The following is a 15,258-nucleotide window of genomic DNA, read 5'->3' as shown; positions in this document are numbered from 1 at the left end:
GACACGAATAGGATAAACCTTGAGTGTCTGGGTGCTGCAGCTAGCCAACTTAACATAAAAAGGTCCGCTAACTAAGTTAGCGGACCTTTTTATATATTTATTTTAAACGTTCCCAGGATTTACTCATGTCAGGCAAGTCCATGTCACCTGTCTCGAAGAAATGTTTAATTACATACTTCGAGTAATTAACAGCTGATTGATAGTCGATATGCCCTGGCAGTGGAGCTTGTTCTTCAATCGCCACATCAATAATCGCCGGCTTATCTGATAAAAATGCTTGTTCCATCCGGGTCGATAAATCCTCATAAGACTCAATTCGATAACCTTTCCCCCCGCAGGCTTCCGCAAATTTAGCAAAATCAAGCTCGCCTAGTGATGTTTCATACGTAAGGTGTCCCATTTGAGCTTGCTCATATTTGATCATCCCAATTTTACTATTATTTAGGACGACCATCTTAATCGGTAACTCATACTTGACAGCTGTTACAAAATCCTGCATTCCCATGGAGAAACCTCCATCGCCGCAAATTCCGATAACTTGACGATCAGGATGGGCAATTTGAGCGGCAAGGGCTCCTGGTAATCCAACTCCCATCGTTGCCAGCCAGCCTGAAATTAAGAATTTCTGATCCACTAAAGGCAGGAACCGTGATGCCCACACCGTTACATTCCCCACATCTGTCGATACGATAGCTTGTGACTTCATATGTTTTTCCAACTCAAACATGACTTGAGGCGCGTGCAGCGGATCTTCTTCAGAACGCTTTTCCTTTTGCAAGGAAACTCTCCACTGATTCATCATGTCCTGATACCTTTCTAGGTTTGAATTGTCACTTCTTGGTGACATCAACTTAGTGAGACGGCTGAGCGTCTGTTTGGCATCACCCGCAATTCCGAGTTCAATCGGATAATATTTCCCAAGATGTTCGGGCTCGTTATCAATTTGAATCGCTTGCACATGATCTGGCAGGAAATCTCGATATGGAAACTGTGTACCTATTAATAAAAGCAGATCACATTCTTTAATCGCTTTATAGGCTGGTTTTGTGCCAATTTGTCCATGGTGCCCTAAACAATAAGGATGGTGATCGGGGATGACTCCTTTTGCAAGTAAGCTTAGGACAATTGGAGCTTTAATCGTTTCAGCAAATTCGATAAGTTCAGTTTGAGCCGCACTCGTTCCCTTCCCAGCTAAGATCACCGGATTTTCAGACTGCTCGATCAATTGTCGAGCTTCCTTTAGCTGCTCATCCCTTGGGGTAATCATCGGCTTATAATAGTCTTGTGCCGTCAGCCTTTCTTCGCTCTTTTGCTTCCTCGAGAAAATATCATCTGGCACGACTAACACAGCCACCCCTTTTTTAGCGTAAGCTTCACGAATGGCCTGGTTTAATAGATCAGGCAGCTGAGTTTCTGTTTCAGCTCGTTCATTGAAGACGGCGACATCATCAAACAGCCGCTCCAGGTTCACTTCTTGAAAGGCACCTGTTCCCACTGCTTCACTGCTTACCTGTCCGACAATGGCCAGTACTGGCGCACCGTCTCCTTTAGCGTCATACAGACCATTTAGAAGATGAATTCCGCCTGGACCGGCAATGGACAAACAAACTCCCAATTTACCTGTCAATTTCGCATAAGCCGATGCTGCAAGAGCACCTGTTTCTTCATGCCGTACTTGAAAGAATTTGATTCTGTCCTGTTCTTTTCTTAAATCATCTATGAATTCGTTAATCGAGTCCCCAGGAAGTCCATATACATGATTGACTTCCCAGTCTATGAGTTGTTCTACTAGTGTTTGACCTGTTCGTTGTGCAGACATTCTATCATCCTTCCCAAGTTAGGCTATATCTCACTTTATCCTAAAATACTTACGGATAAACCATAGGTGCTCTGTTTAAAATTGATTGTTCAGTTCCCTGGAGGTTTTTTTTTCGTTTAATCTTTTTTCAATTTAAGCTGCTGGTCTTCCAATACGTACACACGGTCAGCTGCACGCTCGATAAACATCTTGTCATGGGATACAAACAATACTGTTCCATGATAGGACTTTAGAAACTTTTCTAACGCTTCAATACAATGAACATCCAGAAATGTGGTCGGTTCATCCAGTACCAGCACGTTATATCTTCCTAAGAAAAGTTCGCACAGGATAAGCCGAATGGTTTCTCCGCCACTTAAATCCTGGACATCTTTTTTCAGGTCATTCCCTGTAAAATCCATGGCATGAAGGACTGCACGAATCTTACTCTCGTTATAGTCACTCCTGTTTTGCATATAAACGTGCACCGTCTCCGATTTCGTGAAACGATAATCCAATTGCTCATACAGTCCAAAAACCACTTTTGGAGAAAGGTCGATTCCTTTCCCTTCATTCATAATGTGCTTCAGAAGGCTTGTTTTACCTGTTCCATTACTTCCCGTAATCGCAATCGTCTCCCCTAAAGGAAATTGAAAGCTGGCTTCCTGAAGTAAGGTCCTGCCTCCTTTAGTCAGAGACATGCGGTCGCCCATGATTGGAAACTTATTGTGCAATTGAAGAGCGGGTGATTGATGGAAATGAATAGGCACCTGTTCTTGCGGCGCCTCTACAACGTCCAACTGATCCACTCGCTGCTCGATAGCTTTAGCCGCACGGTGAACGGATTTCTGGCTGGTATCCTTCGATTTTGTCATAAACATTTTGTTTGCCTTTGCTTTCGTTTCCTTCTTAGTCATTTGTTGATTTGCCTGGGTTACTCTCTCCGCTTTTTTCTTTTTGTCTTCCGCTGCTTGCAATAGTCTGTTTTTCTCTTTTACATAGTTGTCATGTTGTTCTTGCTGCTGCCTTTTCTCTAACTCCTTCGTTTCTATATAATCTGAAAAGTTCCCTGTGTACTCTGTCACTTGTCCATCTTCTACTTCCCAAATCTTCTCTACCAACTGGTCCAAAACATACCGATCATGACTAACAAGAACCAGCGCACCATAGTAATAGTTTAATTCCTCTATGAAAAAATCTTTACCGTCAGCATCCAAATGTGTAGTCGGCTCATCGATCAGCAGACCTTCGTGATAGGTGGAAAGAAATTGCGCTAACCTCAGCCTTGTTTGCTCACCACCACTCAGTTTCTCTAGATCTAGTTGTTGAACCGATAGTTTTCCGAGCAGCTCAAAGTCCACTTCTCCCTCTTCAGGTTTCATTGTCTGATCAAAATACCCAAAATCAACAAGTCGATGGACATGTCCTTTACTAGGTTTTAGACTTCCATTCATCACCTTAAGCAAGGTACTTTTACCTCCGCCATTTTTTCCGACGATCCCAATACGATCGAATTGATGCACCGATAACTTTGGGACATCCAGGACTAATTGATCCAAAAAGGTTACTTCAATTTTTATAAGTTCTAAGTTTAATTGTTCCATGATCATCTTCCTCCCGCTTACTTTTTCTGCATAAAAAAACACAGGCATCTGCCTATGATTTCAGAGTAAACGGAGAGAAATCGATCCTGGGTGTCATGTGCAAAAAACCACACCACACCAAACAGCCCTCCTTCTGTCATGCAAAAGAAGAAAGTAAATTGAACATAAATAAAAGAAAGGCAGAGTGATCCGCCTTTCTCCATTTGGATATATTTCTATACGTTATGAAGATTATTAAAAAAGGACAGACTGCTCCCGTTTACTCTGTTCATAATAACAGAGCCTTTGAACGTATTAAATTACGAGTTCAAAGTTGGGAAACGCAATCTTATCGAATACATTTTTTAATAATCCTCCTTTTATTGAAGTTAACTTTCATTATAGTGATCACAGCAGAAAAAGTAAAGAGTTGCTTTCGCCCGCCACATTGATCCTGAAATAACGACTCGTGTTTCTTAAATAACCAGCACGATTCTGAAATAACTAACCAGTATTCTCAAGTAACGAGTAAATCCTGATAAATTCCCCCAGGTTTTAACCACATTAAAGTCATGTAATCACTCATCTTGTCCATAAAAAAATCGAGTATAAAATCTGTGCGATTTCATACTCGATTTCCTATGCTGGTTTTGCTATTTCTCTACGTCATCTGAAGCAAGGTGTTTCACTCATCTTCCACTACTAAATTTTTCTCAAATCGGCTGATATCTTTATCGGCACCAATAACAATTAATACATCTCTATGCTGAATCTCCTCGGTAGCCATTGGCAAAACGATCACGTCTTTGTCGCGTTTGATTGCTACAACGTTACAGCCGTATTCAGCGCGGATGTCGAGGTCAACGAGTGTTTGTCCACTCATTCGTTCGCCAGCTTTTACCTCTACGACACTGTGGTCATCTGATAATTCAATGTAATCAAGAATGTTATTGGAGATGATGTTATGAGCAATTCGTTTCCCCATATCACGTTCAGGGTGAACGACATGGTCCGCCCCTATTTTTCGTAAAATTTTCTCATGATAATCATTTTGTGCTTTGACGGTTACCGTGGCAATCCCTAGTTCCTTAAGAATCACCGTCGTTAGAATACTGGATAAAATGTTGTCACCAATCGCAACAATCACATGATCAAAGTTACCTAATCCCAGTTCTTTTAACACACTTTCATCTGTCGAGTCTGCTATGACAGCATGTGCAGCAATATCTCTATATTCATTTACTTTATCTTCATCCAAGTCCAAGGCTAATACTTCCATGCCTTCATTATTAAGTTCCCGGCAAATACTGCCGCCGAAGCGGCCCAGCCCTACGACTGCATAGTCCTTTTTCATGCTTCATCCTCCAACTTTTCAAATCAATGTATTCATATTCTATCATAATTCACCGATAAGAACAGATCGAATTCGTTTCGATGTGAAAACGTTCCTTCCAGGCGCTATTTTTTCCCCTGAACATAATCTGCATCGAATAAAAACATACGCAGGAGCATGATCAGTGATGGGACTAACAACAACAGTCCGCCTATAAAAGCAATAATCAAGGTGATGCCCATCGTTTCATTCGTAGCGCCGCTCGTAATCGTTACAAACGGCTTGATAATATAAGGTAAATGGGAGGCTCCATAACCGAAGAAGGCAAAGAAAAACTGGAACATCACCGCAAGGAATGCCCAACCATAATACTTCCCTTGATAGATAAGAAATAAGCCGATCATAAAGAAGGCAACCGAAAGCCCAAAAATCCACCAAAGCTCAATCGCTTTTTGAAAATGATCGAAGTTATGCTGACTTAATGCGATGAAGGTTGTTAAACTGGCGATAATGGTCGGCGAACTCCAAAACAAGGCGTATTTCCGAACGATGGCCAGTGCTGGCTCGTCATCCGCCCGGTGTGCATAATAGGTGAGAAATGTCGAACTTATATATAAAACAGATACAATCGCAAGCAGAACGACACTCCAGGAATACGGACTGGTCAGTAATTTACCAATCATCAGATGGACTCCATTGGCCGTTTCCTCAATAAATCCGCCTTCAGAGATGGTCATCGCGGTAGCCAGCGAAGCGGGAATTAATAACCCTGTTGCCCCATATAGAAACATATACACGTGATTATCTTTTGACCCGTAACTTTCAAACGCATAGAAGGAACCTCGGATCGCAAGCAGGACGATCGCTATACTGCCTGGCACGAGCAGAGATTGACCAAAGTAATAAGCCGTGTCCGGAAAAAAACCGACTAGACCAACGAAGAAAAAGACGAAGAATACGTTGGTCACTTCCCAAACGGGTGAAAGGTACCTTGAAATCAGTTTATTTATAATATGGTCTTGCTTCGTTAGCTTAGCATAATAAGCAAAAAATCCGGCTCCGAAATCGATAGAAGCCACAATCAAGTATCCGTATAAGAACAGCCAAAGGACCGTGATTCCAATATATTCATAGCTCATTCTTTGTCACTCTCCTTTACATGAGGGTAGCGACTTTCCAATTCCAGTTCCGCTGGATTGTTCTTAAATATTTTCCTGAGAACAACTAAACACCCAGTACCTAAGACAATATACAATCCTAGAAATAGTAAAAACATTAAGCCTACGTGCGGCGAAGTAGTAGCCCCTTCCGCCACGGTCATAAATCCTCGTAGAATCCATGGCTGGCGTCCGACTTCAGCAAAGATCCAGCCAAACTCAATAGCGAGCATCGCTAACGGTCCTACGGCGGCAAGACCTGTTAGTAACCACCTGTTATACTCATTCCAGCGTTTCATTTTCCAGAAAATCAAGAATAGAAACGAGATGCCGACTAAATAAAAACCGATCATCACCATAAAGTCGAACATGTAATGAATCCAAAGCGGCGGCCGCTCATCTTCCGGTGTTTCATTCAATCCTTCCACGAGAGCATTAAAATCTCCATGTGCCAGAAAGCTCAAGGCCCCGGGAATACGGATCGCATTCTCCACTTCATTATTTTCGTTTAACGTACCAAATATAATAAGATCGGCATTCTTCTCTGTTTCAAAATGCCACTCGCCGGCCGCCAGTTTTTCCGGCTGGTATTCGGCAAGGTATTTAGCAGACGAATCTCCAGCGACGGCTGTTGCCACAGCAAAAATGAATGTAGCAGCAACGGTTAGTTTTAATGCTTTTTTATGATAAATCGTACTTTTCCGAACGAGCATAATAAACGCAGCGATTGTAGCTAAAATAGCTGCCGACGTTAAATAAGACGAACTGATCACATGAGCTACTTTCGTGGGTGTGGCCGGATTGAACATCGCCGCAAACGGATCGACAGCGATCAGCTTGTCTCCTTCCGTTTCAAATCCCTGCGGGGCATTCATAAACGCATTGACGGTTGTAATAAAGAAGGCAGATAAAGTAGACCCGATGACGACTGGAATCGACAGCAGCCAGTGATAAATCGGATTCTTAAAACGATCCCACGTATATAAATAAGCCCCAAGAAAAATGGCTTCAAAGAAAAAAGCGAATACCTCCATGAATAATGGAAGGCTGATTACATTTCCCGCTACTTTCATAAAGCTGGGCCACAACAAGGAAAGCTGCAAACCGATCGCTGTTCCGGTTACCACACCAACAGCTACCGTGATGGTCAGCCCTCTCGTCCACCGCCTCGCTAATAAGGTATAGTGCGGGTCTTTTTTCTTAATACCGATCCCCTCAGCGATCGAAATCATGATCGGAATTCCAACACCAACAGTTGCAAAGATGACATGAAATCCGAGGGTTAAGAAGGTAAGCAGCCGGCTCATCAGGACGCTGTCTTCAAAGAACATATACGATTTCCCCCTAACGAAAATAATGTGAATGTTACTTATTCTTACCTTAATTATAAATCGTGCAAACGGTTCCTGTGTAGATGGTTAATGAAGATTTTGTGACGAACTTCACAAACTTTCTATTCCTAAACATCCTTCACACAATATTTACCTTTATGTAGATGTATTCTCCTATACATTACCCTATTGTGGATCAGTCAATCCTGATCGATGAAGATTTATGGGCAAAGCACAAAAAACCCATCACGGCCGCTTGGCTGTGATGGGAAATCACTGTTTTCCTTAACAAAATCAGATGGCGTCGAGCATTTGAAACTGTGCTTTCACTAATTCAAAGTACTCGCCTTTTTGATCCATCAATCGATCATGGGACCCATGCTCCAGAATCTTACCGTGTTCGAGCACATAAATCGTATCCGCTTCCCGAATCGTCGACAGTCTGTGAGCAATGATAATAGCTGTTCTGCCTTTCAACAATCGTTGCAAGGCTTGCTGGATTTTCATTTCGGTTTCCGTGTCAATACTTGCGGTCGCTTCATCTAGAATCAAGATTTTAGGATTAGCGAGTAGCGCCCTCGCGAAGGACAGCAGCTGCCGTTCACCGGCTGATAAAATATTGCCGCGTTCCTCTACTTCTGTTGCATATCCATCACTCAATCGCTGGATGAAATCATCAGCTCCGACAACTTTGGCTGCTTCCATTACTTCTTGATCAGAGGCGGTTGGCCGGCCAAACCGTATATTTTCCATGATCGTACCTGAGAAAATAAACGTGTCTTGCAGAACAACACTGATTTGCTGACGTACACTATCAATAGTGGCATCGCGCAAGTCCGTTCCATCAATCTTCACAGCCCCTTTGGTAGGGTCGTAAAAACGGCTGATTAAGTTAGCAATGGTTGATTTGCCCGATCCTGTATGCCCGACTAAAGCTACCGTTTCTCCCTGTTTCATCTCAAGTGAGATATCATGCAGGGCGATTCGCTTTTCATCATAGGCAAATTGGACATGATCAAATTCAATATGCCCTTTCATATCTGTAAGCTCTTGGGCATTTTGCTTTTCCTGAACATTTGGCTGCTCATCGAGAAATTCAAAAATACGCTCTGAGGCAGCCATCGCCATCAGAAGCTGGTTATACATTTGGCCAAGACGGGAAATCGGCTCCCAGAACATACCTAGGAAAAAAGCGAACGACACGAATGTACCAATTTCAATATCCCCTTGTAAAATAAGGTGTGCCCCGTATGCCACGAGGATGACCGTTCCGACTGCATTACTCATTTCTACAAACGGACGGAACATCGCACTTTTTCTTGTTGCGGTATTCCACGACTGAAAATTGTCGGTGTTGACTCCATTGAAGTATTCGGCATTTTCATTTTCCTGTGAAAAGGATTGTGTAATCCGCACGCCTTGAAGACTTTCATTTAAATGGGAGTTCAGCCTCGATTGTTGGATACGAACCTGCTGCCATGAGCGGCGAATATTCCGCCGCAGCTTCGTTGAAATATAGAACATGATTGGCATAATCACTAGTATCGCAAGGGCAAGCTTCGGACTTAGTGCAAACAGGATGACGATAATGCCTGTCAACATGACAACATCCATTAAAAGATTAATAATCCCGTTGGTAAAAAGCTCTTGTAAGGAATTAATATCATTCATAATTCGTACAAGAATTGAACCAGCTGATCGTGAGTCAAAAAATTTATGAGAAAGACGCTGCACATGCGAGAATAAGTGCTGGCGCAAGTCGTAAATCACATTTTGCCCCAAAATATTAACATATTTAATTCGTAACGCATTACCGATATAACTGAGCACGTACATAATGGCGATGCCGACTACGAGCTGTATAAGTAAACTCACATTGCTTTCTGCGATGGCGATATCGATGGCTACTTTACCAATTAAAATAGGAACCACTAGCCGTACGATCGTCGAAACTAACATGGCAATAATCGATATCGGCAGCAGACGCCTTGTGTACGGCTTAACGTATGAGAGTAAACGAAGCATTTGCGTCCAGTTGAACGGTTTTTCAATCGCCTGGTCCTGCGTGTATTTAAACCGGTTTAAATGTTTATTCGTTTCAGGTCTATGTTTGGGTTTGCGAGCCATGCTCTCCCCTCCTTTTGAAAAAGGTAGTTTTACATTCTGATTATGAAATGGAAGAATTTAAGATTTTCTCTTTATCTTGATACTGAATATCGTAAATTCGTTGATAGGGTCCCCCGTTGAGAAGCAAGTCCTCGTGAACGCCGCGTTCTTTAACGAGGCCGTCTTCCAGCACGATGATTTCATCAGCATGTTTTAAAGAGGAAATCCGGTGGGCAATGATGAATGTCGTGCGGCCTTCCATCACCTCTCGCAATGCTTGTTGAATCTTAAACTCTGTTTCCATATCAACGGCCGAAGTCGCATCATCAAGGACGAGAATGGCTGGATCAATTAAAATGGCCCTGGCAATGGCAATTCGCTGTTTCTGTCCGCCAGATAAGCCCATTCCTCTTTCACCAAGCAAAGTGTCATATCCTTCTGGCATATCCATAATAAACTCATGGGCCTGCGCTCTTTTAGCTGCAGCCATTACGTCATCGAGGGTTGCATCAGGGTTACCGTAGGAAATGTTTTCTTTAATGGACGTAGAAAATAAGAATGACTCTTGCAGTACGAAGCCGATATTTTTACGTAACGTTTTTAACCCATACTCATCGACTGGTTTCCCATCAACGAGTACGCATCCCTGTTCCGGTTCATAAAAGCGAGTGATTAACTGGGTAATACTCGTTTTCCCAGAACCGGTTGCTCCAATAAGTCCGATTGTTTTTCCTGGAGGGGCATCAAAGCTAATATGTTTCAAAGCCGAATCATCATCTTCTGTGTACGTAAGGGTGACATCATCAAACGTCACATGTCCCTGCAATCGATCGAGCACAAGAGGTTGATCTCGTTCCGTAATGTCTTCCTTCGCTTCTAAAATCTCGAGCAAGCGTTCTCCAGAGGCTTTTGATTGAGAAAAAAGGTTAATGACAAAGCCAAAATTCATTAATGGCCCTAAAATATACCAAACCAGGCTGAAGAAGGCGACAAGCTCCCCTAATTGCAAGGACCCATTGATGACGAGATAGCCGCCATAAGCGAGCAGCGCTATAACACTCACGTTGCCGATGAATTCCATAAGAGGGAAGAAACGCGACCAAATATTAGACGTATCAATGTATTTCTTCCGATAATCATCGCTGCGGTTTAAGAACCGCCCCACTTCGAACTCTTCTCTCGAAAGCGATTTCACCGTATTCATACCACTGATGTTTTCCTGAACACGAGTGTTGAGCTTACCAAATGACTTTCTAATTTTACGAAAAGCCGGATGAACTTGCTTATCAAACTTAAACACCACAACCGTTAGAAACGGCATAGCAGCCATCGTGACCAGAGCCAGTGGAACTGAGTAATAAAACATGACAGTTAGACTGATTAAAATCAACAACACAATGCGAATAAGTTCGGAAAAGCCGACCGATAGGAAGAACCGAAATCCTTCTACATCTGCTGTCAATCGTGACATGATGTCACCTGTCTTCGCGTTGTCATAGTACTTAAACGACAAACGCTGCAGTTTTTTATAAAGTGCATCACGCATCGTATAAACAGACCTAATCCCGAAGTAATCACCAAGATACTGGTGAAAGTATGTCGCGACACCTTTTACAATCATAAGTAAAATAAAAGCAGCTCCGATATACGGGATAAGATTATACCTTTCTCCCCGTACGACTTCATCAATTGTAATTTGCAGCACAATTGGATAAACAACGGTTATGCCAGTGACAAATAGAAGGGCAAATAATGACCATAAAAAGAAGGATTTAAACGGCCAATAAAATTGCTTTAACTTTTTAAACGTTTCCATGATGTCCCTCCCTTTCTTTTTTACGTAATTAATAATATATCGGCAATCGAAATAAATTTCCACCTATTTGAAGAAATTTTTAAAAATTTCTTCAAATTTAATTTTTTGTTCGGCTGGAGAGTGGTGTTTGCTAGTAATTGAAGTAATTCTATGAATACGGAGCTGTTGGGGTCGAATCTTTTTTGGTTTGGGGAGAATGCACGAGAGTTTGGGCCGAATCTTCTTTCGCTTGGGGAGAATAATCGTATGCTTGGGCCGAATTGCACTCGCTCTGGTAATGAACTCAATAAAAAAGCAACTCCCCATTTTACGAAGGGAATTGCTCATTATGACAGTTATTTCTGATTGACGCCAAGCACACGGTTCACACGCTTGCGCAGCATTTTCATACCGCCGCCGCCTGCTTGAAAGTGTCTCAAGTTGCCTTCTTCATCAAATACGTAATAAGCCGGTACATATTGATTTTCAAAAGCATCTGTTAAAGCATGCTGATTATCCACGTAGATCGGCTGCGTAATGCCATGTTCTTCAGCGACCTCTTTTATCTGTTCAAGGTCTAAGTCTTTCTCAGAACGAGGCATGTGAACAGCTATCACATTTAAATCATCACTGTATTCATCTCTAAATTCGTTCACATTTGGCATTGCTTCTTTACATAGTCCGCAGCTTACAGACCAGAAGTGAATCAATGTCGGTTTATCACCTGTTAAGTCTTCCTTTGTGAGTGCATCACTATTATACCACTCTGTTGCTTCAGGAAGTTCAGGCATAGGTGTTCTTAAGCGCATTTGTTCTTCCTCCTATCTATACTTTTATCGAAAAAGGTCTAACACTTAAGTTAGACCTTTTTGACCTTATTTCAACTTAAAGCGTTTCTTGACCTGGCTTCCAGTTTGCTGGGCAAAGTCCGCCAGTTTGAAGAGCTTGCAGGACGCGAAGTGTTTCATCAACGTCACGGCCGATGTTGTTGTGGTTCACCACTTGGTACTGAAGTTCGCCTTCAGGGCTGATGATGAATAGACCGCGAAGAGCAACCCCTTCTTCTTCGATTAATACTCCGTAGTCTTTCGCAACCTGATGGTTAGTATCCGCTGCTAGAGAATACTCTAGATCGCCAAGACCATTGTCTTCACGAGACGTGTTAATCCATGCCAGGTGAGTATGGATTGTATCTGTAGAAACCCCTACTACTTCTGCATCAAGATCTTCGAATTCATCGAAGCGATCAGAAACAGCTGTAATTTCTGTCGGGCACACGAATGTGAAATCCATTGGATAGAAAAATAGAACCGTCCACTTATCGTTTTTCATGTTTTCTTCTAGTGAAACTTTCCCAAATTCCTTGTTCGGTAGTACTGCATCCATTTCAAAGCGAGGTGCTTGTTTTGCTACCATGCGTTCTGCCATTGTAAATCCCTCCAAAATGTTTTATAGCATTGTTATAAGTGATCTGCTATCTAGCACATAATATAGTATAACTAGATATTTCATTAGAGTCAATCTAAAGTAATAATAAATCTAAACTAGTTTAGATCTCCAATAAAAGGACATATATTACTAATATGTGCCTTCACAGTTCTCATTAAACATGATTTGTTGAGGAAAGTAAACTAATAAGCTTATCTAGTATTTCGACAAAATCTCATGTAAAAAACGAAAATCATTGAAACAACTCGTAACTTTCCGCTATCATATAGAAAGAACTGGATGCACATGAAAGGAGTTTGCTTATGAATTTGTTTGAAGAAGGATTTAAATTCAATCCTTCTGTATTAGTGGAGTGGCTAATTACAGGCGGATTGGAGATTCTAGTTATCCTGATTGCATTTGCAATCATTAGTCCCATTGGAAAAAAAGCGATCGAAGCTGCGATTGGCAGAATGGGAAAGCAGCGTAAACTAAGTGAATCACGCACGAAAACACTGGAGAAAATTTCAGTAAACCTCTTCAGCTATGTGCTGTTATTCGTCCTAATCGTTATGATATTAAGTGCGATCAACATTAACATCGGACCACTTCTGGCTGGAGCTGGAATTGTTGGACTGGCGATTGGATTTGGAGCTCAAGGGTTAGTTTCAGATATCGTTACGGGTTTCTTCATTCTACTAGAACGTCAAATCGAAGTGGATGACTATGTAACCGCCGCGGGTTATGATGGAATCGTAGAGGAAGTTGGAATTCGTACGACGAAGCTTAGAGGCTTTGACGGAACACTTCATTATATTCCAAACCGTAATATTGCAGGAGTCAGCAACCATTCACGCGGAAATATGCGCGCACTTGTCGATATTGGCATCAGCTACGAAGACAACATTGACGAAGCCATTGAAGTTCTTTCAAAAGTGGCCGAAGACTTTGCAGAGGACCCTCGGTTTAAAGAAGGCCCGGACGTACTTGGGGTCCAAAGCATCGGCTCATCTGATATCGTCCTTAGAATCTTAGGTAAAACAGCCAACATGGAACAGTGGGGCGTGGAACGAGATATGAGAAAAGCGATTAAAGAAGCACTCGATGCAGCAGGCATTGATATTCCATATCCACATCAAGTCAACGTGGACAAGCAGCCAAAAGCAAATTAAGATAAAAATCCCGGACTCTTTAGGAGCCCGGGATTTTCTATGTATAGAGGGGTCTCCCCTCTATAGTTATAATGAAAAACAGTTGTCTACTTCCTGACACACATCATCGGCTGTACGGCCTCGGGCATCAATGACCACACCATTTGTGGCAGCGTTCTGAATTCCCATAACGTCACGATCTTGTCCAGAGATCACGCAGCAATCACAGCCTTCAGCATCTTGACTGTTTTGTAAGGTCACAAGGTCATACCCTTTTTGCTGCAGCGCAGAACGAATGTCACTTAAATTTTCCTCAATGGCTACTTTTTTCACGTGAAATCCTCCTTATTTATAAGAATCACGTGGTTATTATTGCCAAAGGAACCGGGATTATGCACAGCTTTTATAATTGGCGCAGTCCGTTAACTACGAGTCGCGCTCCAATTGCTAACGCTTCTTCTTTAGGGGCCAATTGTGAGGTGTGAAGGCCTGACTGCGAATCCACGCCGAGCCAGAACATGAAACCTGGAATCTCTTTTAACATGTAGCCGAAATCTTCCCCTGTCATCGCTGCACTCGCCTCTCGATAAGTGACGCCGGAATCGTTTGCGATCGCTGCAAATTTTTCCACGTAATCAGGATCATTCTCGACTTGATAATAGTTCGAACCATAGTCAATCGTGGCCGAACAATCATGAGCTATCTCTATCCCCTGAACAACCTTTTCAATTTCAGCTTTTACACGTTCCATAGCTTGCGGTGACATTGTCCGGACGGTTCCTTCAAGCCTCGCCTGCTCGGCAATAATATTTTGCACACTGCCGCCCGTAATTTTGCCGACCGTAATCACAGCACTATCGAGCGGATCAACACGGCGGGCAACAATTTGCTGCAGCTGAGTCACGAGAAAACTTCCGGCCACGATCATATCCTTCGTTAAATGCGGATACGCCGCATGTCCGCCTTTGCCTGTTAAGTCAATAAACAATTCACTCGTGTTGGCAAACAGCAAGCCTGGCCTGGATGAAACGACTCCTGATGGCAGCTCTGGAGCGATATGAAGAGCAAATATAACGTCAGGCTTAAATCGTTTCATTGGTTCCGAACGCAACATCGGCTCTGCGCCGCCAGGGCCTTCCTCTGCCGGCTGAAACATAAATACAACGTGATGGTCCGCAGGCTGATGAGCTAACGATTCTAGAGCAGCCAGTGCAATCGTCATATGAAAATCATGGCCGCATGCATGCATCTGACCATTGTGAGTGGAAGCATAGGGGTAACCTGTTTCTTCTGTTAGAGGCAGCCCATCGATGTCAGTACGATAGCCGATTGTTTTTTGCGGCGCCTGCCCTTCTACTTTTACAAAAACACCTGTTTTCCACGTTTCCACCGTTATATGCTCTTGAGGTAATTCGTTTATAAACGATAGTAAGTATGTCTGTGTTTTCACCTCTTGAAAGCCGAGCTCAGGGATTCGATGCAAATCTCTGCGTATTTGGATGAGTTCCGATTCTGTTAACATTCACTAAGCCTCCTGTTATAGGAAAGACCTTGCTTTTTAAGGAGCAAGGTCTTA

General features: G+C 42.6%; 12 protein-coding genes. 1 reads left to right on the top strand and 11 read right to left on the bottom strand.

What is annotated here, in order from left to right:
- Positions 1-97: 97 nt before the first annotated feature.
- The 9 genes from B5354_RS15405 to B5354_RS15355 form a co-directional block, all read right to left on the bottom strand.
- On the bottom strand, positions 98-1,819 hold the full coding sequence (locus B5354_RS15405) for a pyruvate oxidase (RefSeq protein ID WP_079529692.1): 1,722 nt from the start codon (positions 1,817-1,819) through the stop codon (positions 98-100).
- A gap of 116 nt (positions 1,820-1,935) precedes the next feature.
- A complete protein-coding gene (locus B5354_RS15400; protein WP_079529691.1) occupies positions 1,936-3,402 on the bottom strand; it encodes an Msr family ABC-F type ribosomal protection protein in 1,467 nt (488 codons plus the stop codon).
- A gap of 664 nt (positions 3,403-4,066) precedes the next feature.
- The gene (locus B5354_RS15390) at positions 4,067-4,735 is read right to left on the bottom strand and encodes a potassium channel family protein (RefSeq protein ID WP_079529690.1); all 669 of its coding nucleotides are present in this window, start codon (positions 4,733-4,735) and stop codon (positions 4,067-4,069) included.
- A gap of 104 nt (positions 4,736-4,839) precedes the next feature.
- On the bottom strand, positions 4,840-5,853 hold the full coding sequence (locus B5354_RS15385; RefSeq protein ID WP_079529689.1) for a cytochrome d ubiquinol oxidase subunit II: 1,014 nt from the start codon (positions 5,851-5,853) through the stop codon (positions 4,840-4,842).
- Positions 5,850-7,202, bottom strand: coding sequence for a cytochrome ubiquinol oxidase subunit I (locus B5354_RS15380; protein WP_079529688.1), 1,353 nt, complete (start codon positions 7,200-7,202; stop codon positions 5,850-5,852). The genes B5354_RS15385 and B5354_RS15380 overlap by 4 nt, the downstream gene beginning before the upstream one ends.
- Positions 7,203-7,496: 294 nt before the next feature.
- The gene (locus B5354_RS15375) at positions 7,497-9,329 is read right to left on the bottom strand and encodes an ABC transporter ATP-binding protein (protein WP_079529687.1); all 1,833 of its coding nucleotides are present in this window, start codon (positions 9,327-9,329) and stop codon (positions 7,497-7,499) included.
- Between the two features lie 40 nt (positions 9,330-9,369).
- Entirely contained in the window at positions 9,370-11,124 is a 1,755-nt protein-coding gene (locus B5354_RS15370; protein ID WP_079529686.1) for an ABC transporter ATP-binding protein, read from the bottom strand.
- A 335-nt stretch (positions 11,125-11,459) separates the two neighbouring features.
- Positions 11,460-11,912, bottom strand: coding sequence for a redoxin domain-containing protein (locus B5354_RS15360; protein WP_079529684.1), 453 nt, complete (start codon positions 11,910-11,912; stop codon positions 11,460-11,462).
- A gap of 76 nt (positions 11,913-11,988) precedes the next feature.
- Positions 11,989-12,531, bottom strand: coding sequence for a peroxiredoxin (locus tag B5354_RS15355; protein WP_079529683.1), 543 nt, complete (start codon positions 12,529-12,531; stop codon positions 11,989-11,991).
- Positions 12,532-12,854: 323 nt separating this feature from the next.
- Here B5354_RS15355 and B5354_RS15350 point away from each other — a divergent pair, with 323 nt between their 5' ends.
- Positions 12,855-13,703: a mechanosensitive ion channel family protein gene (locus B5354_RS15350; RefSeq protein ID WP_079529682.1), complete on the top strand. Its 849-nt coding sequence runs from the start codon at positions 12,855-12,857 to the stop codon at positions 13,701-13,703.
- A gap of 66 nt (positions 13,704-13,769) precedes the next feature.
- On the opposite strand, the gene B5354_RS15345 is transcribed toward B5354_RS15350, so the two are convergent.
- Complete coding sequence (locus B5354_RS15345) at positions 13,770-14,015, bottom strand: YkuS family protein (protein ID WP_079529681.1); 246 nt, start codon at positions 14,013-14,015, stop codon at positions 13,770-13,772.
- A 70-nt stretch (positions 14,016-14,085) separates the two neighbouring features.
- The gene (locus B5354_RS15340) at positions 14,086-15,204 is read right to left on the bottom strand and encodes an N-acetyldiaminopimelate deacetylase (RefSeq protein ID WP_079529680.1); all 1,119 of its coding nucleotides are present in this window, start codon (positions 15,202-15,204) and stop codon (positions 14,086-14,088) included.
- Between the last annotated feature and the right edge of the window lie 54 nt (positions 15,205-15,258).

It is taken from the genome of Halobacillus hunanensis (genome assembly GCF_900166655.1).
In the GTDB taxonomy this organism is placed as follows: Bacteria; Bacillota; Bacilli; order Bacillales; family Halobacillaceae; genus Halobacillus_A; species Halobacillus_A hunanensis.
The sequence above is the reverse complement of the archived record's forward strand: the minus strand, read 5'-3'. Positions and strand labels throughout refer to the sequence as shown.

Bases quoted from the DNA above. Each gene is read 5' to 3' on its own strand.
- B5354_RS15405 (WP_079529692.1), bottom strand. From the start codon at position 1,819: ATGTCTGCACAACGAACAGGTCAAACACTAGTAGAACAACTCATAGAC.
- B5354_RS15375 (WP_079529687.1), bottom strand. From the start codon at position 9,329: ATGGCTCGCAAACCCAAACATAGACCTGAAACGAATAAACATTTAAAC.
- B5354_RS15360 (WP_079529684.1), bottom strand. From the start codon at position 11,912: ATGCGCTTAAGAACACCTATGCCTGAACTTCCTGAAGCAACAGAGTGG.
- B5354_RS15340 (WP_079529680.1), bottom strand. From the start codon at position 15,204: ATGTTAACAGAATCGGAACTCATCCAAATACGCAGAGATTTGCATCGA.
- B5354_RS15385 (WP_079529689.1), bottom strand. From the start codon at position 5,853: ATGAGCTATGAATATATTGGAATCACGGTCCTTTGGCTGTTCTTATAC.
- B5354_RS15400 (WP_079529691.1), bottom strand. From the start codon at position 3,402: ATGGAACAATTAAACTTAGAACTTATAAAAATTGAAGTAACCTTTTTG.
- B5354_RS15390 (WP_079529690.1), bottom strand. From the start codon at position 4,735: ATGAAAAAGGACTATGCAGTCGTAGGGCTGGGCCGCTTCGGCGGCAGT.
- B5354_RS15380 (WP_079529688.1), bottom strand. From the start codon at position 7,202: ATGTTCTTTGAAGACAGCGTCCTGATGAGCCGGCTGCTTACCTTCTTA.
- B5354_RS15370 (WP_079529686.1), bottom strand. From the start codon at position 11,124: ATGGAAACGTTTAAAAAGTTAAAGCAATTTTATTGGCCGTTTAAATCC.
- B5354_RS15350 (WP_079529682.1), top strand. From the start codon at position 12,855: ATGAATTTGTTTGAAGAAGGATTTAAATTCAATCCTTCTGTATTAGTG.
- B5354_RS15355 (WP_079529683.1), bottom strand. From the start codon at position 12,531: ATGGCAGAACGCATGGTAGCAAAACAAGCACCTCGCTTTGAAATGGAT.